Annotated in this window: 21 protein-coding genes; 7 read left to right on the forward strand and 14 right to left on the reverse strand. The window is 66.2% G+C overall.

Annotation, left to right across the window (positions count from 1 at the left end; genetic code table 11):
- Position 1: 1 nt before the first annotated feature.
- The 14 genes from ACJRPG_RS18805 to fliE form a co-directional block, all read right to left on the reverse strand.
- Positions 2-976, reverse strand: a complete 975-nt coding sequence (locus ACJRPG_RS18805) for a flagellar motor protein MotB (RefSeq protein WP_408001639.1) — start codon at positions 974-976, stop codon at positions 2-4.
- A complete protein-coding gene (motA, locus tag ACJRPG_RS18810) occupies positions 960-1,877 on the reverse strand; it encodes a flagellar motor stator protein MotA (protein ID WP_408001640.1) in 918 nt (305 codons plus the stop codon). The genes ACJRPG_RS18805 and motA overlap by 17 nt, the downstream gene beginning before the upstream one ends.
- 40 nt (positions 1,878-1,917) lie before the next feature.
- Positions 1,918-2,649, reverse strand: a complete 732-nt coding sequence (locus tag ACJRPG_RS18815; protein WP_408001641.1) for a FliA/WhiG family RNA polymerase sigma factor — start codon at positions 2,647-2,649, stop codon at positions 1,918-1,920.
- A gap of 45 nt (positions 2,650-2,694) precedes the next feature.
- Positions 2,695-3,150, reverse strand: a complete 456-nt coding sequence (locus ACJRPG_RS18820) for a flagellar basal body-associated FliL family protein (protein WP_408001642.1) — start codon at positions 3,148-3,150, stop codon at positions 2,695-2,697.
- A 7-nt stretch (positions 3,151-3,157) separates the two neighbouring features.
- Positions 3,158-4,399, reverse strand: a complete 1,242-nt coding sequence (locus ACJRPG_RS18825) for a flagellar hook-length control protein FliK (protein ID WP_408001643.1) — start codon at positions 4,397-4,399, stop codon at positions 3,158-3,160.
- A 5-nt stretch (positions 4,400-4,404) separates the two neighbouring features.
- Positions 4,405-4,716 (reverse strand): hypothetical protein, encoded by a 312-nt coding sequence (locus ACJRPG_RS18830; RefSeq protein ID WP_408001644.1) that lies wholly within the window; start codon positions 4,714-4,716, stop codon positions 4,405-4,407.
- Positions 4,709-5,095, reverse strand: a complete 387-nt coding sequence (gene fliS / locus ACJRPG_RS18835) for a flagellar export chaperone FliS (protein ID WP_408001645.1) — start codon at positions 5,093-5,095, stop codon at positions 4,709-4,711. The genes ACJRPG_RS18830 and fliS overlap by 8 nt, the downstream gene beginning before the upstream one ends.
- Before the next feature lie 15 nt (positions 5,096-5,110).
- Positions 5,111-6,493, reverse strand: coding sequence for a flagellar filament capping protein FliD (fliD, locus tag ACJRPG_RS18840; RefSeq protein WP_408001646.1), 1,383 nt, complete (start codon positions 6,491-6,493; stop codon positions 5,111-5,113).
- Positions 6,494-6,575: 82 nt separating this feature from the next.
- The gene (locus tag ACJRPG_RS18845; protein ID WP_408001647.1) at positions 6,576-7,013 is read right to left on the reverse strand and encodes a flagellar FliJ family protein; all 438 of its coding nucleotides are present in this window, start codon (positions 7,011-7,013) and stop codon (positions 6,576-6,578) included.
- The gene (gene fliI, locus ACJRPG_RS18850) at positions 7,010-8,320 is read right to left on the reverse strand and encodes a flagellar protein export ATPase FliI (RefSeq protein WP_408001648.1); all 1,311 of its coding nucleotides are present in this window, start codon (positions 8,318-8,320) and stop codon (positions 7,010-7,012) included. Before fliI ends, ACJRPG_RS18845 begins: the two co-directional genes overlap by 4 nt.
- Complete coding sequence (gene fliH, locus ACJRPG_RS18855) at positions 8,317-9,024, reverse strand: flagellar assembly protein FliH (protein ID WP_408001649.1); 708 nt, start codon at positions 9,022-9,024, stop codon at positions 8,317-8,319. Before fliH ends, fliI begins: the two co-directional genes overlap by 4 nt.
- A complete protein-coding gene (locus tag ACJRPG_RS18860; protein ID WP_408001650.1) occupies positions 9,021-10,058 on the reverse strand; it encodes a FliG C-terminal domain-containing protein in 1,038 nt (345 codons plus the stop codon). The genes fliH and ACJRPG_RS18860 overlap by 4 nt, the downstream gene beginning before the upstream one ends.
- Positions 10,045-11,841 carry a flagellar basal-body MS-ring/collar protein FliF gene (gene fliF, locus ACJRPG_RS18865; protein ID WP_408001651.1) on the reverse strand — a complete coding sequence of 599 codons (1,797 nt, stop codon included), beginning with the start codon at positions 11,839-11,841 and terminating at the stop codon, positions 10,045-10,047. Before fliF ends, ACJRPG_RS18860 begins: the two co-directional genes overlap by 14 nt.
- Positions 11,842-11,871: 30 nt before the next feature.
- Positions 11,872-12,222: a flagellar hook-basal body complex protein FliE gene (fliE, locus tag ACJRPG_RS18870; protein WP_408001652.1), complete on the reverse strand. Its 351-nt coding sequence runs from the start codon at positions 12,220-12,222 to the stop codon at positions 11,872-11,874.
- Between the two features lie 393 nt (positions 12,223-12,615).
- Here fliE and ACJRPG_RS18875 point away from each other — a divergent pair, with 393 nt between their 5' ends.
- From ACJRPG_RS18875 to ACJRPG_RS18905, 7 genes are read left to right on the forward strand one after another with little or no spacing between them, the layout of a single operon-like run.
- Positions 12,616-13,470: a FliM/FliN family flagellar motor switch protein gene (locus ACJRPG_RS18875; RefSeq protein WP_408001653.1), complete on the forward strand. Its 855-nt coding sequence runs from the start codon at positions 12,616-12,618 to the stop codon at positions 13,468-13,470.
- Between the two features lie 6 nt (positions 13,471-13,476).
- Entirely contained in the window at positions 13,477-13,851 is a 375-nt protein-coding gene (locus ACJRPG_RS18880; protein ID WP_408001818.1) for a FliM/FliN family flagellar motor switch protein, read from the forward strand.
- 47 nt (positions 13,852-13,898) lie between these two features.
- Complete coding sequence (fliP, locus tag ACJRPG_RS18885) at positions 13,899-14,639, forward strand: flagellar type III secretion system pore protein FliP (RefSeq protein WP_408001819.1); 741 nt, start codon at positions 13,899-13,901, stop codon at positions 14,637-14,639.
- A 1-nt stretch (position 14,640) separates the two neighbouring features.
- Complete coding sequence (locus ACJRPG_RS18890) at positions 14,641-14,913, forward strand: flagellar biosynthetic protein FliQ (RefSeq protein ID WP_408001654.1); 273 nt, start codon at positions 14,641-14,643, stop codon at positions 14,911-14,913.
- A 12-nt stretch (positions 14,914-14,925) separates the two neighbouring features.
- Positions 14,926-15,711 (forward strand): flagellar biosynthetic protein FliR, encoded by a 786-nt coding sequence (locus ACJRPG_RS18895; RefSeq protein ID WP_408001655.1) that lies wholly within the window; start codon positions 14,926-14,928, stop codon positions 15,709-15,711.
- The gene (locus ACJRPG_RS18900; RefSeq protein ID WP_408001656.1) at positions 15,704-16,843 is read left to right on the forward strand and encodes an EscU/YscU/HrcU family type III secretion system export apparatus switch protein; all 1,140 of its coding nucleotides are present in this window, start codon (positions 15,704-15,706) and stop codon (positions 16,841-16,843) included. Before ACJRPG_RS18895 ends, ACJRPG_RS18900 begins: the two co-directional genes overlap by 8 nt.
- Positions 16,840-18,930, forward strand: coding sequence for a flagellar biosynthesis protein FlhA (locus tag ACJRPG_RS18905; RefSeq protein WP_408001657.1), 2,091 nt, complete (start codon positions 16,840-16,842; stop codon positions 18,928-18,930). Before ACJRPG_RS18900 ends, ACJRPG_RS18905 begins: the two co-directional genes overlap by 4 nt.
- Positions 18,931-18,941: the final 11 nt, after the last annotated feature.

Consider the following 18,941-nt stretch of genomic DNA (forward strand, 5'->3'; position numbering starts at 1 on the left):
CTTACCTCTGCGGCGCGAGCTTGTTGCGCAATTGCTGAATGACGCCGGCATCCGGCACCTGGGCGTCGATGCCCTGGCCCAGCTCGGTCGTGTTGCTGCGTTCGCCCGGCATGCCGAACATATCCTTGATGGCGTTGGCCTGGCCGGTGGTCAGGATCAGCAGCTCGATGCGGCGGTTTTCCGACGCGGCGGCATTCTTCGTGTTCAGCGGCGCGCGGTCGGCCATGCCGACCACCTGCAGCACGCTGCTGGTGGGCATTGTACCAAGCAGCAGCTGGGCGCGCGCAGCCATCGCACGATTGGACGACAGGTTCCAGTTGGAGAAGGCGAAATAGCTGGTGTCGGCGTACTGCGCCGAGTCGGTATGGCCGACGATCAGCATCTGGTTTTCCATCTTCGCGAACAGCGGGCCCATATTCTTCAGCAGCTTGGCGAAACGGCCGGTCGGCACCGCGCTGCCGCGCACGAACATGCCCTGCTTGTCGGTATCGTGCAGCATCACGCGCAGGCCGTAGGGCGTGATGATGGACTCCAGGTTGGGCGCCAGGCCCGCTTCCTTGCTCATCTCCGTCAGCGCGTCGGCCAGCTTCTTCAGGTCTTCCGGGCTCTGGTAACTGACCTTGGTGGTCGACGGGTCGGCCGGGTCGGTGGTCTTGCCTTCGCCCTGCACGTCGGCGGTGCCGGTGCGCGGCATCTGGAAGCGTTCGATCAGGCTGCCGCGCGGGCCGCCCACCTGCTGCGGCATCACGCCCTTGCCCTGGTCGGTGCGGTTGCCGTCCGATTCGGTCAGCACCTGCTCCAGCGATTCGGTATTGCGCGCGGCCATCAGCCACAGCACGAGGAACAGGCACATCAGCGCCAGGCAGAAGTCGGCGAACGCTACCTTCCAGGCGCCGCCGTGCTCGTCGTGCGCGTGCTTGCCGCCGCCGCGCTTGACGATGGTTTCGCTATGGGCCTTCTCATGCGGCTTTAGCACGGCTGCCTCCACGACGCGAACCGCCTTCCGGCTCGCTGTTGCGGCCTTCCATGGCATTGATCCAGCCTTCCAGCTGGGCGAAACTTGGCTTGATGTTCAGCTGCACCAGGCGGCGGCCGGCGTCGATCGCCAGCAGCGGCGGCTTGCCGGCCACGTGCGTGACCAGCACCACCTTCACGCATTCCAGCGTGGACGCTTCTTCGCCCACCAGCTGCTTCATCATGTTCGAGATCGGGTCCAGCACGCCGTAGCAGAAGAAAATACCGATGAAGGTGCCGACCATGGCGGCGCCCACGTGTTCCGCGATCTCGCCCGAGGTCGCGCCTTCGTTCACGGTGCCCATGGTGATCACGATGCCCAGCACCGCGGCCAGGATGCCGAAGCCGGGCATCGCTTCGGCGATCTTGTTGAGCGATTTGGCCGGCTGGGTCAGCTCCTCGTGGATGGCTTCCAGCTCCTGCTCCAGCACGCCTTCCAGCTCGTGCGCATTGATCTTGCCCATCGCCATCAGGCGGAAGTTGTCGACGATGAAGGCCAGCAGCTTGGGCTCTTCCAGCACGGCCGGGTAGCGCTTGAACAGCGGGCTGTCCTTCGGCGCCTCCACGTGGGCGTCCAGCGCCTTCAGGCCGCCGGCCGCCAGCTGCAGCAGTTCATACATCAGCAGCAGCAGCTGGCGCTGGAACTCGGAGTCGTATTTCTTGCGGGTGACGATCTTCTTGATCTGGGCCACCATCTCGTGCAGCACGTGCATCGGGTTGCCCAGGATAATGGCGCCCAGGCCGGCGCCGGCAATCACCAGCACCTCGATCGGCTGCCAGATCTGGTGCAGCGAACCGCCCATCATGGCGTAGCCGCCGAACACACTGCCCAGAACGATAAATATGCCGACTAGTTGCTGCATGATTTTCTACCCTTAGTTTTTATATTGGCTGCGTCCGCGCTCAGGACGTCAGCACTGCTTTCATCTTGCCCAGCGCCGCTTTGTTGAGCTGGCATACGCGGGCATCGGTCAGGTCCAGCACGGCCGCGATTTCCTTGTAGCTCAGTTCGAATTCGTAATACATCTGCACCACGCGCTGCTCGCGTTCGGACAGGCCGTTCAGCGCCTGTTCCAGGCTGCGCCGTATCATCAGCGCCTCCTCCGGGCCGGGCGCGCTGCCCTGGTTGGCCGTCACATCGTGCAGCACTTCGTCGAAGCTGGCGATCAGCTCCGCATTCTCGTCCAGCTGGTAGGCCATGTATTCGTCGGCCGTGATGCCGAGGCCGGCGATGGTTTCCTGCTCGTTCGGTTCGCGCCCCAGCTTGCGCGTCAGTTCGCGCACGGCGTCGCGCAGCTTGTGGCTGTGCTGGCGCACGGCGCGCGGGCGCCAGTCCTGGCGCCGCAGCTCGTCGAGGATGGCGCCGCGCACGCGCAGGCTGGCGTAGCTGCCGAAGGCGGCGTCCGGCTGGCCGTAGCGGCGCAGCGCTTCGAGCAGGCCCATCAGGCCAATCTGCTCCATGTCGTCGCGGTCGATGGCGCCCGCCACCTGCGAATTGAGCTGGCGTACGATGCGCTTGACCAGCGGCGCATAGGCCAGCAGATGCTTGCCTTCCTCGGCCGGGCTGAGCGAGGGGGCCAGCGCCTCGCCATAGCCTTCCGAATACGCTTCTGCTATCGGTTCCGCATATGCCATGCTTGTCTCGCTGCGTGTCTCACTCGGTTTGCGATGCCGGCGGCATCACTCCAGGATCAGCTTGCCGATCATGACTTCCTTGAAGGGGCGCTCGCGGCCTTCCTTCGCATAGGTCTCGTCGAAGGCCTTGTTCAGTTCCTCGGCATACTGGTCGATCGTCATGGCCTCGGCCTTGGACATCGGATAGGCCGACAGGGTGCGCACGGCCACGCTGCGCAGCATCGGCAGGTGTTCCTTGGTTTCCTTTTCCTTGGCCACCGGGGTCGCCACCACCAGGTCGGCCGACATGTAGTGGGCCACGTTCTCGCCCGGCATGCGGCGCAGCATGACGATGACCTTGTCCACGGTCAGGTATTTCATGGGCTTCGCTTCCTCGACCGGCTTGGCCTTGTTCGCGGCATTGGCCGGGGCCGGCTTGCCGAGATACCACAGGGCGCCGCCGGCGGCAGCGCCTCCCAGCAGTAGCACAGCCGCGAAAACGATCACCAGTTTCTTGTTCATCTAAAAATTACTCCCGCTCGGTCAGCATGGCAAAGGTGGAATTGGTGTCGGCGCCGTCGGACAGGGCGCGGCCCGGCGTGCGCTCCTGCTGCTCGCGCTCGGGCTGGCGGCCGCTGCCGCCATCGGCCAGGCCGCGGCCGGCGCTCGACGACACCGTCACCGCCACATCGCCCAGCTGGCGCTGCGACAGGTCCTGGCGCACGTTATCGCCGATATTGTTCAGCTGGCGCAGCACCTCGCTGTTGGAGGCCGACAGGTTGACCTGCAGGGCGCCGCCGCTGTGGCGGATCGAAATCTCGACCGTGCCCATATTCGGCGGCTCCAGGCGGATCACCGCCTGCTCGCTGTTGCGCTGCAGTTGCAGCTGCAGGCGGTCGCCGAGGGCGGCGCGCAGCGGCTGCTGCCATTGTTCCGGGCTGCCCGTCAGGCGCACGCTGCTGTCGGCCGCTGGCGCCGCTTCGCGCACCCCGGCCAGCACGCTGCGGAAGGCAGGCGCCTGCTGTTGCGGCTGGTCCTGGCTGCCGCTTTCGCTGCCGGCTTGTTTGCCGGCGGCCGGTGCGGCGGCCAGGGCCGGTGCGGCGGCCGCGCTGCCGCCGGTGCCGGCGGCCGGCGCCGCCGATGGCGCCGGCGTGCTGCGGGCGGTGCTGCGGGCCGTGCTGTCGGCGGCAGTCTGCGGCGCAGGCGTGGCCACGGCTGCCTGGCTGGCGGCCAGGGCGGCGCGCGGGGCCTCGGCCTGGCGCTGCGGTTCGGTGCTGCTGTTTGCTGCCACGGCGCCGGCATCCTGGACGGCAGGCTTGCCCGGCTGGGCCGGTGCGGCGGTGGGGGCTGCCGTGCCAGACGGGGCGGCGCTGCGCGCCGGTGCGGCGGCATCGGCCGTCACGCCGGCCACGCCCTCGATGGCGCCGGCGGCGTCGGCCGCGGCTGCGCCGGTCTGCGGCTGGGCGGCAGGAGCGGCAGGAGCGGGCGCGGCGGCCACCGGCAGGGGCAGGCCCGTCAACGGCGCCTGCATCGCGGCCAGCGCACTGTCGGCGCCGGTGCCGCTGCCGGCCTGGCTGTCCTCGCCGGCCGGGGCTTCATCGGCCGCGGCATCTTCCGGCTGGGCGGCCGCCAGGTCCAGCAGCTGGGCAAACTGGGGCAGGGCGGCGGCGCCATCGGCGGCCGCCGCAGCGGCCGGATCGGCCGGGGCGGCAAAACCGGGCAGCAGGATGCTGTCGGGGGCGGCCGGTCCGCCATTGGCGGGCAAGTTCATTTGTATCATGCTTCGTTATCGGCCAGTTCGTTGTCCAGGGCATAGGCAAGCCAGCCCGTCTTGTGTGCTATCATGTGTTCAAGCTGCTTGCCCAGCTCGGCGCTGGCGGCCGCGGTATGCGCGACGGCCAGGCGGTGCTGCTGGCGCAGGGCCAGCAGGGCAGCCTTTTCGGCCGCCGTCCAGCGCCCCTGCGCCGCCATCGCCGGCAGCGAGGCGCTCATCATGGTGTTCAGGGCGGCCAGCTCGGTCCAGTCGCTGGCCGCCACCGCCGCGCTCATGCGCTGCGCCATCTTCAGCAGCTGGTGTTGCCTATCCATGCTTGGCCTGCACGCCGAGCCAGCCCTGCTTGATCGTGCCCAGCAGGCCGGTGACCTCGTCGATGACGGCCGGGTCCATATCGACGCCGGCGCGGTAGAGGCGGGCCACGCAGTAGTCGTACAGGCGGCTCAGGTTGGCTACCACTTCGCCGCCGTTGTCGAAGTCGAGCGAGCTCGACAGGCCGTTCAGGATCTGGGTGCACTTGTCCAGGCTGATCGCCTTCTGTTCGAAGCGCCGGCCCACGATATGGCCGCGGGCGCGCGCCAGTTCTTCCAGCAGGCCATCCGTCAGCACCAGCACCAGTTCGACTGGCGAGGCGCGGGCGGTCTGGGCATCCAGATTGGTGGCGTGGTAGCTGCTGTAGGCGTCGTAATTCATGGCTCTCTTTAAAACTTACTTCGAATCTTTGCCGAACAGGGCGTCAAAGATGCTGGTGTTGCTGTTCATCTGGTTCTGCAGGGTCTGCAGGCGCGTGAACTGGTCCAGGTAGCGCGCGTAGGCCGTGTCGTACTGCTGGGTCAGGCGCTCCTGGCGCTGGCCCAGCGTTTTCTGCAGGCGCTGGTTGGTTTCCTTGCGCACGCCGACCTGGCCGTCCACGGTATTGGTCCACTGCCGCAGCAGGGTGTCCAGGTCGCCCATCACGCCGGACGGCGTGGTCAGGCTCGCGCTGCCGAACAGCTTGTCGAGGATCTCGGGGCTGGCGGCCATCGCCTTTTCCAGGCGCGAGGTGTTCAGCGCCAGGGTGCCGTCGCGCTGCGCCGTGATGCCGAAGGACACCAGGCTCTGGGTGCCGATCTCCTTGCGCAGCATGGCCTGCATGCGGGTCAGCAGGGCATTGATGCCGGCGTCGCCGGAGAAGATGCCGGCATTCTTGCCGCTGGACGGATCGCCCGGGTCGACCAGGGCGCGGATGGTGCCGACCGCCTTGTTCCAGGCATCGACGAAGCCTTGCACATTGGCCGCGGTGCCGGCCTTGTCGTTGGTCACGGTCAGCGTGACGTCGGTGGCAGCCTTGCTGAAGGTCATGCTGACGCCGTCCACCGTGCTGAAGGTATTGGAGGCCTGTTCGATCTGGGTGCCGGTGCCCTGGGCGCCGACCCAGATGATCGCGTTCTGGCCTTTCACCAGTTCCTGGGCGATGCCAGGGTCGAGCATGGCCTGCAGTTCACCGCTGGCGCCGCTGGTATCGATGGTGATGCCGGAGCTGAGGCCGTCGCCGCCCGATTCCACGCTGGTCAGCACCAGCGAGGAGCTGCCGTTGATGGTCATGGTGGAGGCCACCACCATGGACTTGTTGTCCACCGCCGTGTTGACCGCGGCCGCGATTTCTTTCGGGCTGAGCGCGCCGTCCAGGTCCTTGTCGGCCGTGGTCAGGTCGACCGAGAAGGTGCTGCCGTTGGCCAGCGTGATCTGCAGCACGCCGGCGCCGGCGGCCGTGGCGTCCGTCATGCCGTTATAGGCCACCTGGCCCGCGGTCGCCAGCTGTTCCACGTAGAAATTGTAGGTGCCCGGCATGGCGCTGGCGCTGGCCGTGGCCTTGCCGGCGTCGCCGCTCAGGGTGGCGGTATTGGCGACCACCGATTTCTTGGTGGTCATGGCGCTCAGCGCGCTCTGGAAGGTGCTGAGCGCGGAGTTGAGCTGGGTCAATCCCGTGTTCACGGAATTGCTGAACTGGGTCTGCGAAGTGATCAGTGCCTGCCGGTCCTGCGTCAACAGCGTGGCCAGGTTGGTCGCAGTGGTTTTCGGATCGTAGGTTGGGACGGAAGAGGTGGCCATTTTCGTGCTCCGCGGAAATTAAATGAGAGTGTACCCTGCTATAAGGCGACCAAAGAAGGCTCTCTATGAAATTTCTTGGTTTTCAGTCCGTTTTTTGACTGCGCAACCACAGTTGGGTTGCCAGATCGTCATGTTGCTTGCGTTCCTGGACACGTTTTTCCGTGTCCACCACGGCCTGCTTCTTTTCCAGCACCTGGCCCAGCACTTCGCGCCTGGTCCAGGCCGCGTTCAGGGCCCGCTGCGAGACCGCCATGTCGGCCTCGTGCATCGTCAGGTCGAGCCGGTGGTTGTCGGCCATCTGCAGCACGGCCTGCTTGTAGTCGCCGCAGTTGGAGGCGAGCGCCATCGGCAGCTTGCCGCTCGCGCCGCTATTGATGGCCAGCTGGTTCAGGCGCTCCAGGTTCTTGCGGTAGCGCTCGGCCATCAGCTCCTTGGCGGCCTGCTCGGACTGCAGCTTTTCCAGTTCCGTGGTGCGCAGCGCGACCAGGGTGGACAGGTTGCGGATCAGGTTCTCGCTCATGCCATCAGCCTTTCCAGTTGTTCCACGCAGGCCGTGAAGGGCGCGCCTTCCTTGGTGCCCTGGCACAGGAATTCTTCGATGTGCGGATGCAGGTTGACGGCCTTGTCCGTCACCGGGTCCGCGCCCGGCACGTAGGCGCCCAGCGGAATCAGGTCGCGCACCCGTTCATGGCGCGCCATCGACGCTTTCAGGGCGCGCGCCGCCAGCATGTGCTCGCGGCTGATGATGCTGTTCATGCAGCGGCTGATCGAGGCGGCCACATTGATGGCCGGGTAGTGGCCCCGTTCGGCCAGCTCGCGCGACAGCACGATATGGCCGTCCAGGATGGCGCGCGCGGTATCGACCACCGGGTCCTGCTGGTCGTCGCCCTCGGCCAGCACGGTGTAGATGGCGCTCATGCTGCCTTGCGGATTCTCGCCGTTGCCGGCCGATTCCACCAGCTGCGGCAGGTTGGAGAACACGGACGGCGGATAGCCCTTGGTGGCCGGCGGCTCGCCCAGCGCCAGCGCCACTTCGCGCAGCGCCATCGCATAGCGCGTCAGCGAGTCCACCAGCAGCAGCACGTTCTTGCCCTGGTCGCGGTAGTGGGCCGCGATCGAGTGGCACAGTTCGGTGGCCATGATGCGCATCAGCGGCGATTCGTCGGCCGGCGCAATCACCAGCACCGCCTTGCGCAGGCCGTCCGGGCCCAGCGACAGCTCGACGAATTCGCGCACCTCGCGCGAGCGTTCGCCGATCAGGCCCACCACCACCACGTCGGCCACGGTCTGGCGCGTGATAATGCCCAGCAGCACCGATTTGCCGACGCCGGAGCCGGCCATCAGGCCCACGCGCTGGCCCTTGCCCAGGGTCAGCATGGAATTGATGGCGCGCACCCCCACGTCCAGCGGTTCGGCCACCGGCTGCTTGCGCAGGGGATTGATGCGCGGCGGCTGCAGCTCCAGCGGCGTGTCGCCGCCCAGCTTGCCCAGCCCGTCCAGCGGTTCGCCCAGGCCGTTGATCATGCGGCCCAGCCAGCTCGGGCCGATCTGCAGGCTGACCTTGTCCGGCAGCGGCAGCACGCGCGCGCCGGTGGCCAGGCCGGCCGCTTTCTTGTAGGGCATGAGGAAGGCGGTCTTGTCGCGGAAGCCCACCATCTGCGCTTCCAGCCATTCGCCGCTCTGGGTTTCGATCTGCGCGCGCTGGCCCGTATGCAGCTTGCAGCCCACCGCTTCCAGCAGCAGGCCGGAGGCGCCCACCAGCCGCCCGGTCGGGGTGGCCAGCGGCACTTCATCGAGTTCCAGCTTGCGCAGGGCGTCGGCGATCATTCTTCGCTTTCGGTCTCGGTATCCACGTCGGCGGCCTGCAGCTGCTGGTCCACCTGTTCCATCACGGCATTCAGGCGCTGGTGGCAGCCGGCATCGACCTCGCTGTCGCCGGCGCGGATGCGGATTTCGCCCGGCTCCATGCGCGCGTCGCCGATCAGGTTCCAGCGCTTGGCGCGCTTCGGATCCAGTTCGGCAATGCGTTTCAGTTCTTCCGGATTGAGGAAGATATCGATTTCCTCGCGGGTCGGCGGCATCGAGGCCAGGGTCTCGTCGACCAGGGCCATGATCTGCACCGGCTGCAGCGCCAGTTCGGCGCGGATCACCTGGCGCGCCACTTTCGCCACCAGGTCCACCACTTCCTTGCGCTGCGCCGCGCGGTAGTCGGCGCGCAGCTTCCTCAGGTTGCGCAGCATGGCGTCCACCGGGCGCGCCAGCTGGTCGAAGTTGACCAGGTTTTCCTGGCGGCCTTCCTCGCGGCCCTGCTCGAAGCCGGACTGGCGGCCGGCCTCGAAGCCGTCCTCCTGGCCGCGCTGCAAACCGATTTCATAGCCGTCGCGCTGGCCCTGCTCGAAGCCTTCGCTGATCGAGGCCTGCCACTGCGCGGCATCGCCCACGCTGTGGCCGCCATGCCCGTTGCGCCCGGCCGCGGGCGGCGGCGCGAACTGCGACAGCGGCGGGAAGCGGTAGGGACGGAACTGTTTCATTCGACCACCGTCTCGGCGAACAGCTGGATTTCGACCTCTTCGGCGTCGGCCAGGGCCTTGACGGTCGCCATGATTTCCTGGCGGGTCTGGTCGATACGCGACATCGGCACCGGACCGGCGCGCCGCATCATGTCCTCGAAGGCCTGGGCCTGGCGTTTCGGCATGGTGCGCATCACCGCCTCGCGGATCGACAGGTCGGCGCCCTTGAGGGCGATCGCCCACATCTCCAGCGGCACTTCCTCGATGATGCGGGTGAGCACCTGCTCGGTCTGGTTGGCCAGGATCAGGAAGTCGTACATCGACAGTTCGATCTGTTCCACCACGGCCGGATCATGGGCGCGCAGCAGCTCCACGATCTGGGCCCGGTTGCCCGGCAGGCGGTTCAGGATCTCGGCCACCTGGCGCACGCCTTCCACGCTGGTGCTCTGCATGTCGAAGCTGGACAGGCAGCGGTCCACCAGCTCGTCCAGTTCGCCCAGCAGGTCGTAATCGATTTCGTCCAGGCGCGCCAGCGACAGCAGCACCAGGTCGCGCGTATCGAGCGGCAGGGCGTCGATGATCTGGCCGGCCAGCGCCGGCGGCAGGAAGGCCAGGAACACGGCCTGCATGCGCACGTGCTCGTTGGCGATGAATTCGGCCAGCCACTTCGGCGAGGCCCACTGCAGGCGCGCCATCTTCGGCCGCAGCTCGTCGCCGTAAATGCTGTTCAGCACGGTATTTGCCAGGTCGTTGCCCAGCGCCAGGTCCAGCGAGCGCTTCAGGTAGGCGCGCGAGGCGCCGTGCACGCCGGACTGCTGGCGGTAGTCGTCGAAGAAGGTCTGCACCGCTTCCTTTACGGCCTCGACCTTGATGCCGCTCATGCGCGACATCACGCCCGTCACTTCCAGCAGTTCCTCGCGCGACAGGCAGCGCAGCACGGCCGCGGCCTGCTCCTCGCCGATCGACAGCAGCACGATGGCTGCCTGCTCCACCGGCGTCAGGGCCGGGGTGTGGACTTCGTCCAGATCGTCCAGTTGGTCTTTAAGCTCGGCCATGTTTCTGCATCCATTGTTTGACGACTTCGGCTACGCGTTCCGGCTCTTTTTCGGCCAGCAGTTTCAGGTGGTCCACCATCACGTCCACCGGTGATCCGGCAGGCGGCAGGTCGTAATTTTCCAGCAGCGGCACCACCGGCATGCCGGCGGCATTCATTTCGGCGCCCGGCAGGCCGGCCGCCACATGGCCCACGCCGAGGGCGCTGCCCGCGCCTTCCGGCAGGCCCAGCGCGCCGGCCATGGCGCCGCCCTGCAGCACGCTGCCCGGCATGCCGGCCACCTCGGCCGCGCTGGCGCCGCGGCGGTCGCCGCCACCGCGCAGGCCGCCGGCCAGCAGCGGGCCGCTCGGCGCCGGCGCCGGGGCCAGCTTGTTGGTCAGCAGCTTCATCAGCGGGCGCAGGACCAGCAGCCAGCCGAGCAGGGCGGCCACGGCGTAGCTGGCCCAGGTGCTGAAGTCGACCACATTGTCGCGCTCCTGCCACCATGGCACCGGCGCGGCCTTGGCCGGGAAGTTCATCGCCGTCACCACCAGGGTGTCGCCGCGTTCGGCATTGATGCCGAGGCCGTTGCGCAGCACCTTGTCGATATTGGCCAGCTCCGGCGCGGTCCAGCCCGTTTTAGGGAAGGGCGCTGCCGCATGGGCCAGCACCACCGCCACATTCTGGTGTTCCAGGCGGCCGCGGGCGCGCTTGGTCTGGGTGATGCTGCGGTCGTAGGCGTACTGGCGGGTGGTGGCGTTCTTGCGCGCGGTGCCGTCCTGCGGGTTGGCGACCGGCTGGCCGTCTTCGCCGGTGGCCGGGGCCGGGGCGGCGGCCGGCGGCCGGTTCGACAGGGTGCCCGGCACGCCCATCGCCAGGCGGTTGCGGTCCTGTTCCTCGCGCATCGCTTCGCTGGTGACTTTCGGCGCTTCGCCGAATTTCTCCACCGTCTCTTCCACCTTGTCGTTGTCGACGGCGGCCGTCACGCTGATGCGGAAATTGTCTTCGCCCACGATGGGGCCGAGCAGGCCGCGGATATTGCCCTTGATCTCTTCCTGGATGCGCTTCTGGTTGTCGTTGGTGGCGGCCGAGGAATCGAAGCCGTCCGTCAGGTCCACGCGCGAGGACAGCAGGTTGCCGGCCTGGTCCACCAGGCTGACGCGCGCCGGCGCCAGCGAGGCCACGCTGCCCGACACCATATTGACGATGGCGGCGATCTGCTCCGGCGCCAGGTTGCGGCCCGGCTTGGTCGACACCACCACCGAGGCCGAGGACTTGTCGCCGTCGGCCGACACGAAGGAGGTCGATTTCGCGATCGACAGGTGGACGCGGGCGGAAGCGATGGCGTCCAGCGTCATGATGCTTTGCGACAGCTCGCCTTCCAGGCCGCGGCGGAAGCGCACGTCCTGCACGAACTGCGACACGCCCAGCGGGTCGTTCTTGTCCATCAGCTCCAGGCCGGCCGGCAGCTGGGCCGTCACGCCTTTCGAGGCCAGCAGCATGCGCACCCGGCCCAGCTCTTCGTCCGGCACCAGCACCTGGCCGGTATCCGGATGCAGGCGGTAGGGAACCTTCTCCGCGTCCAGCACATTCATCATGTCGGCCACGGCGACCTTCTCGCGCGCGCCGAACACGGGCTTGTAGCCGGCCTGGTCCTTCCACAGGAACATCAGCACCAGGGCGGTCACGCCGATGGCCAGCAGCAGCAGGGGATAGAGGTTTTTCAGCAATGCCGGTGGCACGGCCGGCATGGCATTGGGGCCAGTACGCCAGCGCCCGAAGGCGGACTTGATGGTGTTCAGCACGTCAGATCTTTCGTGTAAAACGACAGGAGCTTACAGCGGGAGTTTGATGAGGTCTTCGACAGCGCCCATCACCTTGTTGCGGACTTGCATCAGCATCTGGAAGGACAGGCTCGCTTCCTGGCTGGCCAGCATGGCGCCGACCAGGTCGTCGCTGCGGCCGGCGTCCACATCGGCCATCTTTTCGCCGGCGGCGCGGTCGGCCGCGTTCACGCCATGGATGGCATCGGCCATGGACTGGCTGAAGGAAGCAGTATTGGGTTGGTGGCCGGCGCTGAATTGCGCGGCCGGCGCGATGGTGGCCGCATGCTGGGCCAGACCGGAAGCCGCATTGTTCAATGCCGCCAGATCGGCCTTGATCATGCCGGCGAGTTCATTTGCCATTTGCCATCTCCACTTGCAAAGCTTGGTCTCACATCGTTCGGTTTGCAGTCCTGTCCGCCAGCGCCGCGGACAGTAACCACAAGTCGGAAAAAATTCTGCCAGTGTGTTGCGTTTTGGACCGATTTATCGGCAGCGCGTGGACTTTGGCCCACGTCTTGTTATGTTCGAGTAAGAATCAATGCGCTGCAATGGTTCTGCGGCATGTGCTCTGCCACGCCAAGAACAAGCTTACCCTCTGGCAACTACCCTGTAAAGAGGTATTTGGGAAGCTTGGCCGAAAGGGCTATTGTTGCGTGGCAATATGGATGAATTTCATGTATTCTACGCTGCCAAAGCGTCCCGCGCCTCACAGATTGGGATAGGATGAATGGTGCAGACGGACATAGTAGACTGATGACCAAGACACAAACCCAACACCTCGTGCTCGATCCCTGCCTGCTGGGGCGCCCCGTACACCGGCTGCCGCTGTTCGCGGCCCAGCTGCGCGAGGACCTGGCGCAGGCCATGCGCCTGCCGCTGAACCGCCGCTACTGGGGCAGCTTCCAGGTCGACGATGTCGCGTTTTCCCGACTCCAGGGGCGCGAGGACTCGCTGCGCTGGCTGCATTTTTCCGCGCCCGGCGGTAGTATTGGCTGTGCCTTCGAACGCAAGGCCCTGCTGGCGGTGCTGAACTTCCGGTATGGCCGCGGCAAGGGCAGCCTGGCGGTGACGGACGAATCCCAGATCAAGGTCACCAATACGGAAGAGCGCCTCGCTGTGGTGCTGGGACAACAGCTGGCCAGCACCCTGGCCGGCCGCATCGAACTCAACCTGCCTGCCGTCGACAAGGGCGAGGCAGCGGCGGAGGAAATCCGCCCGGCCACCGGGTCCCATCCGCCCAAGGGCACCTGGGTGATTACGATTACCGTCAGCGAGACGGGAGGCACGGCCGGCGGCCGCATCTTCCTGGCGCTGGACAAGCAGATGATTGCCGATGTGCTGCGCGGCCTGTTGCCCGAGCGCGACACCAGCCGCAAGGCGGCAAAAGCACCGGGGCCGCTGGCGGCGCGGCTCCAGGTGGGCCTGAACGGCCGGCTGGTCAGCAAGGAAGTCTCGCTCGGCGCGCTGTTCGACATGCGCGTCGGCGACGTCATTCCGATCAGCCTGAACAGGGCAGAAGTCATGCTCGAAGATTCCCGCCTGTTTACGGCAGCGGTGACTGAGCATAAAGGCAAACTCTGCTTAACCTCTTTTGAAGATATCGAGTAATCCATGATGAATGTAAATGCCAATGGCAATAACGACGGTCTGCTGGACGATATGGCGGAAGAGATGCTGATCGATCCGGTTGGCGACGACCTGTCCGATATGCCGCTGCCGCGCACGCCGCGCCGCGACCTGCCGCAGATGATGCGCAAGATCCCGGTGCAGCTGACCCTGGAAGTGGGCTCGGCCCGCGTCTCGCTGCAGGAACTGATGTCGATCGGACCGGACAGCGTGGTGGAGCTGGACACCCTGGCTGGCGAACCGCTGGTGATCAAGGTCAACGGCACGGCCATCGGCCGCGCCGAAGTGGTGGTGGCAGGCGAAAACTACGGCCTCAAGGTAATCGACCTCGACGGACTGAATCTGGACATGATGGCGCCATGATGTTGGCGCCCCTGCTGCCGGCCGGCCGCGTAGCCAGGCCCGCCGGCATGCCCGCAGCGGCGCTGCCGCTGCTTGTTCTGCCTGCACTGCTGTTTGCCTGCCTTCCCGCGCAGGCCCAGGACCTGCTCGCCAATGTCGTGCCCGGCGCGCGCACCGAGCTGTCGGTGAAGATGCAGATCCTGATCATCATGACCTTGCTGGGCCTCTTGCCCATCATGGTCATGATGATGACCAGCTTCACCCGTTTCGTCATCGTGCTGTCGCTGCTGCGCCAGGCCCTGGGCCTGCAGCAGGGCCTGCCCAACCGCATCATCACCGGCGTGGCCCTGATCCTGACCCTGCTGGTGATGAAGCCGGTCGGCGACCAGATCTGGCGCGACGCCTTCCTCCCTTACGACCAGGACAAGATCGGCCTCAACGAGGCGCTCAAGATCGCCGAACAGCCGGTTTCGCGCTTCATGCTGGCCCAGACCAGCAAGGCCTCGCTGAAGCAGATCGCCCACCTGGCGGGCGAGGACCATATCGCCACGCCGGCCGAGCACGGCTTTGCCGTCAAGCTGGCGGCCTTCGTGCTGTCGGAGCTGAAGACCGCCTTCCAGATCGGCTGCATGCTCTTCATTCCCTTCCTGATCATCGACCTGGTGGTGTCCTCGGTGCTGATGGCCATGGGTATGATGATGCTGTCGCCGCTGGTTATCTCGCTGCCGTTCAAGCTGCTGCTGTTCGTGCTGGTCGATGGCTGGACCCTGACCGTCAACACGCTCGTCACGAGCATCCAGGCCTACTGATATGCTGACGCCGGAAATTGCCGTCGACCTGATCATCGAGGCCCTGCACATCGTCATGATCCTGGTCATGGTGCTGGTGATCCCCGGCCTCGTCACCGGCCTGCTGGTGGCGCTGGTGCAGGCCGCCACCCAGATCAACGAGCAGACCCTGAGCTTCCTGCCGCGCCTGCTGGTCACGCTGCTGGCCATCATCCTCACCGGGCAGTGGATGGCGGGCTACCTGATGGATTACTGCGTGTCGATATTCAACCGCGCCGCCACCCTGGTCGGCTAGCGCCACCCCCGCATGGAACCGGTCCTGTACAACCTGCTGCCCCTGCTGAACGCACTGTGGTGGCCCTTTGTGCGCATCATGGCGATGCTGAGCGCCGCGCCCGTGCTGGGCGAGATGATGGTGCCGGTGCCGGTCCGTATCCTGGTGTCCCTGGTATTGGCCATCATCATGCTGCCCATCACCAACAAGGAGCAGGTGGTCATCGACCCCTTCACCTTGCGCGCGGTGGTGGCCACGCTGGAGCAGGCCATCATCGGCGGCGTGATCGGGCTGGCCTTCCACTTCACCATGTCGGCCATCGGCGTGCTGGGCTTCATCGTCTCGAGCCAGATGGGCTTCTCGCTGGCGGTGATGAACGATCCGCTGAACGGCACCTCGTCGGACGTGGTATCGGCGCTGCTGGCCATGCTCACCATCATCATCTTCTTCGCCGTCGACGCCCACCTGGTGCTGGCCGGCGTGATCGGCGAAAGCTTCCGCGCCTGGCCGCTGGGCAGCGGCTACAGGCCGCTGCTGCTGGAAACGGTGGCCTGGAACGTGGCCTGGGTGTTCTCGGCCGCCATGCTGCTGGCGATTCCGATCGTGTTTTCCACGCTGGTGGTGCAGCTGGGCTTCGGCTTCCTGAACCGGGTGGCGCCCACGCTGAACCTGTTCGCGCTGGGCTTTTCCGTCATCACCGTCTTCGGCCTGCTGATGCTGGGCCATGTGGTGCGCTTCATTCCCGAACACTATGTGCGCATGTCCGGCCGCGTGCTGGACATGATACGGCAGCAGATGCAGGCGGCGGGCCATGGCTGACAACAGTACCGGCGACAAGTCAGAGAAGGCCTCAGCCCAGAAGCTGAAGAAGGCCCGCCAGGAAGGGCAGGTGGTGCGTTCGCGCGACCTGGCCACGGCCATCGGCATCCTGGTCAGCCTCAAGCTTTTCGTGTTCCTGCTGCCCGGCTACCTGCAGGATTTCCGCGCGCTGTTCCATGCCGGCTTCCTGTCCCTGGACAGCCCGGGCGCCATCGACAACGGCATGACGGTCATGCTGGGCAACTCGGCGCTGCTGCTGCTCAAGATGCTGGTGCCGCTGTTCGTGGTGCCGCTGTTCATCGTGCTGGCCGCCATGGTGCCGGGCGGCTGGGTGGTCAGCACCAAGCACTGGGAGCCCAAGTTCGAACGCCTCAGCCCGGCCGCCAACCTGGGCCGCCTGTTCAGCGGCAAGCACGCCTGGGAACTGGCGCTGTCGGTCGGCAAGGCGGGCGTGCTGGGCTGGGTGCTGGTGCACGTGGCGCGCTCCACGGTGGGCGACTACACGCGGCTGCAGTCGCTGCCGCTGGACGAGGCCATGCTGAACGGCTCGGCCCTGATGCTGGACGGCCTGATGGCCCTGGTGGCGGTGTTCGTCATCTTCGCCATCATCGACGTGCCGGCCCAGGCCTTCTTCTACGCGCGCCAGCAGCGCATGAGCAAGCAGGACCTGAAGGAAGAACACAAGACCAGCGAAGGCCGGCCCGAAGTGCGCCAGCGCATCCGCCAGCTGCAGCGCGCCCTGGCCCAGCGCAGCGCGCGCAAGACGGTGCCGAATGCCGACGTGGTGGTGGTCAACCCGGAACACTATGCGGTGGCCCTCAAGTACGACGAGAAACGTGCCGAAGCCCCCTTTGTGCTGGCCAAGGGCGTGGACGAGATGGCGCTGTACATCCGCAGGATCGCGCAGGAGAGCGGCGTCGAGGTCATGCCTTTGCCGCCGCTGGCACGCGCCATTTACAATACCAGCCAGGTCAACCAGCAGATACCGGTGCAGCTGTACCAGGCGGTGTCGCAGGTGCTGCATTATGTGCTGCAGATGAAAGCTTTCCGGGCCGGCCGGCGCCAGGCGCTGCCCCCGTTCCCGGACCAGGTAGTGGTTCCAACATCGATGAGTGAGGCTTCAACGTCATGAATTTCTTCAACCGGATGATCGCAGAGATGCGCCGCCATAAATTCGCCACCCCGGCCTTCGTGGTCGCGATCCTGGCGATGATCATCCTTCCGCTGCCGCCGATGCTGCTGGACGTGCTGTTCACCTTCAACATCGTGCTGTCGCTGATCGTCATCCTGGTGTCGGTGAGCGCCAAGCGCCCGCTGGACTTCTCGGTGTTCCCGACCGTGATCCTGGCCACCACGCTGGCCCGCCTGACGCTGAATGTGGCCTCCACCCGCGTGGTGCTGCTGCACGGCCATAACGGCACGCATGCCGCCGGTTCGGTGATCGAGGCCTTCGGCAATGTGGTCATCGGCGGCAATTTCGTGGTCGGCATGGTGGTGTTCGTGATCCTGATGATCATTAACTTCGCCGTCGTCACCAAGGGCGCGGAGCGCATCTCCGAAGTGTCGGCGCGCTTCACGCTCGATGCCTTGCCCGGCAAGCAGATGGCGATCGACGCCGACCTGAATGCCGGCCTGATCAACCAGGAAAAAGCCCAGCTGCGCCGGCGCGAAGTGGCCACCGAAGCGGACTTCTACGGCGCCATGGACGGCGCCTCCAAGTTCGTGCGCGGCGACGCCATCGCCTCCATCCTGATCCTCATCATCAACCTGGTGGGCGGCGTGGCCATCGGTTCGCTGATGCACGACCTGTCCTTCGGCGACGCCTTCCGCACCTATGCGCTGCTGACCATCGGCGACGGTCTGGTGGCCCAGATCCCGGCGCTGCTGCTGTCGGCCGCGGCCGCCATCATCGTGACCCGCGTCAGCGACTCGGGCGACTTCGAACAGCAGGTCGGCAGCCAGCTGCTGGCCTCGCCGAACGTGCTGTTCAGCGCGGCGGCCGTCATGGTCATCCTCGGCCTGGTGCCGGGCATGCCGTGGCAGGTGTTCCTGATCTTTGCCGGCGTGATCGCCTTTGTCGGCTGGCGCATGCAGCAGCGCCAGGCGCGGGTGCCGGACAATAGCAACCTGGCCGCCATCGAGGCCGCCCTCAGCGACCAGAAGACGCCGGAGCTGGAGTGGCAGAACCTGCCCATGGTGCAGCCGATGCAGGTGCTGCTGGGCTACAAGCTGGTGGGCATGATCGACAAGGCGCACGGCGAGCTGCTGACCAAGCGGGTGCGCGGCGTGCGCCAGAGCCTGTCCGAATCCATGGGCATCGTGCTGCCGCCGATCGGCGTGCGCGACGACCTGGGCCTGAAGCCTTCGCAGTATTCGGTGGTGCTGAGCGGCGCCGTGGTGGCGCAGGCCGAAGTGTTCCCCGACCGCCTGATGGCCATCGCTTCCGGCAATACCTACGGCCAGGTCGACGGCATCCCCGGCATCGAGCCCGCCTACGGCATGCCCGTGACCTGGATCGATCCCAAGGACAAGGCCCAGGCCCTGGGCCTCGGCTACCAGGTGGTGGAGGCCCCGAGCGCCATCGCCACCCACGTGTCGAAACTGATCCGCGAATACCTGCCCGAGCTGTTCCGCCATGAGGACGTATCGGCCATCATCGAACGCCTGACGGCGCTGTCGCCCAAGCTGGGCGGTGCGCTGGACAAGGCGCTGACCCATACCCAGATGCTGCGCGTGTTCCGCGCGCTGCTGGCGGAAAACGTGTCGCTGAAGGACATCGTGCCGATCGCCACCACCTTGCTGGACAGCTCGGAAACCACCAAGGATCCCATCCTGCTGGCGGCCGAAGTGCGCTGCGCGCTGCGGCGCCAGATCGTGGCCGGCCTGTTCGGCCAGAAGACCGAAATGCTGGCCTTCAACCTGGGCGGCGAACTGGAAAACATGCTGCTCGGTTCCCTGAACCAGGCGCGCCAGAGCGGCAAGGTGGTGCTGGACAACTACCCGATCGACCCGCACCTGCTGTCGCAGCTGCAGGTCAATATGCCGGTGGCGCGCGAACAGATGAAGCAGCAGGCCACGCCGCCGCTGCTGCTGGTGCTGCCGCAGATCCGTCCGCTGCTGGCGCGCTACGCGCGCCTGTTCGCGCCGGGCCTGCATGTGCTCTCGTATAACGAAGTGCCGGAAAACCGCGAAGTCAGCATCATCGGCACCGTCGGATAAAGGAAAACACC

The sequence above is a fragment of the Pseudoduganella rhizocola genome (assembly GCF_045984285.3).
In the GTDB taxonomy this organism is placed as follows: Bacteria; Pseudomonadota; Gammaproteobacteria; order Burkholderiales; family Burkholderiaceae_D; genus Rugamonas.

Bases quoted from the DNA above. Each gene is read 5' to 3' on its own strand.
- fliS (WP_408001645.1), bottom strand. From the start codon at position 5,095: ATGAATTACGACGCCTACAGCAGCTACCACGCCACCAATCTGGATGCC.
- ACJRPG_RS18830 (WP_408001644.1), bottom strand. From the start codon at position 4,716: ATGGATAGGCAACACCAGCTGCTGAAGATGGCGCAGCGCATGAGCGCG.
- fliH (WP_408001649.1), bottom strand. From the start codon at position 9,024: ATGAAACAGTTCCGTCCCTACCGCTTCCCGCCGCTGTCGCAGTTCGCG.
- ACJRPG_RS18820 (WP_408001642.1), bottom strand. From the start codon at position 3,150: ATGAACAAGAAACTGGTGATCGTTTTCGCGGCTGTGCTACTGCTGGGA.
- fliE (WP_408001652.1), bottom strand. From the start codon at position 12,222: ATGGCAAATGAACTCGCCGGCATGATCAAGGCCGATCTGGCGGCATTG.
- motA (WP_408001640.1), bottom strand. From the start codon at position 1,877: ATGCAGCAACTAGTCGGCATATTTATCGTTCTGGGCAGTGTGTTCGGC.
- ACJRPG_RS18895 (WP_408001655.1), top strand. From the start codon at position 14,926: ATGGAACCGGTCCTGTACAACCTGCTGCCCCTGCTGAACGCACTGTGG.
- fliP (WP_408001819.1), top strand. From the start codon at position 13,899: ATGCCCGCAGCGGCGCTGCCGCTGCTTGTTCTGCCTGCACTGCTGTTT.
- ACJRPG_RS18860 (WP_408001650.1), bottom strand. From the start codon at position 10,058: ATGGCCGAGCTTAAAGACCAACTGGACGATCTGGACGAAGTCCACACC.
- fliD (WP_408001646.1), bottom strand. From the start codon at position 6,493: ATGGCCACCTCTTCCGTCCCAACCTACGATCCGAAAACCACTGCGACC.
- ACJRPG_RS18825 (WP_408001643.1), bottom strand. From the start codon at position 4,399: ATGAACTTGCCCGCCAATGGCGGACCGGCCGCCCCCGACAGCATCCTG.
- ACJRPG_RS18905 (WP_408001657.1), top strand. From the start codon at position 16,840: ATGAATTTCTTCAACCGGATGATCGCAGAGATGCGCCGCCATAAATTC.
- ACJRPG_RS18880 (WP_408001818.1), top strand. From the start codon at position 13,477: ATGAATGTAAATGCCAATGGCAATAACGACGGTCTGCTGGACGATATG.
- ACJRPG_RS18875 (WP_408001653.1), top strand. From the start codon at position 12,616: ATGACCAAGACACAAACCCAACACCTCGTGCTCGATCCCTGCCTGCTG.
- ACJRPG_RS18890 (WP_408001654.1), top strand. From the start codon at position 14,641: ATGCTGACGCCGGAAATTGCCGTCGACCTGATCATCGAGGCCCTGCAC.
- ACJRPG_RS18845 (WP_408001647.1), bottom strand. From the start codon at position 7,013: ATGAGCGAGAACCTGATCCGCAACCTGTCCACCCTGGTCGCGCTGCGC.
- ACJRPG_RS18815 (WP_408001641.1), bottom strand. From the start codon at position 2,649: ATGGCATATGCGGAACCGATAGCAGAAGCGTATTCGGAAGGCTATGGC.
- fliI (WP_408001648.1), bottom strand. From the start codon at position 8,320: ATGATCGCCGACGCCCTGCGCAAGCTGGAACTCGATGAAGTGCCGCTG.
- ACJRPG_RS18900 (WP_408001656.1), top strand. From the start codon at position 15,704: ATGGCTGACAACAGTACCGGCGACAAGTCAGAGAAGGCCTCAGCCCAG.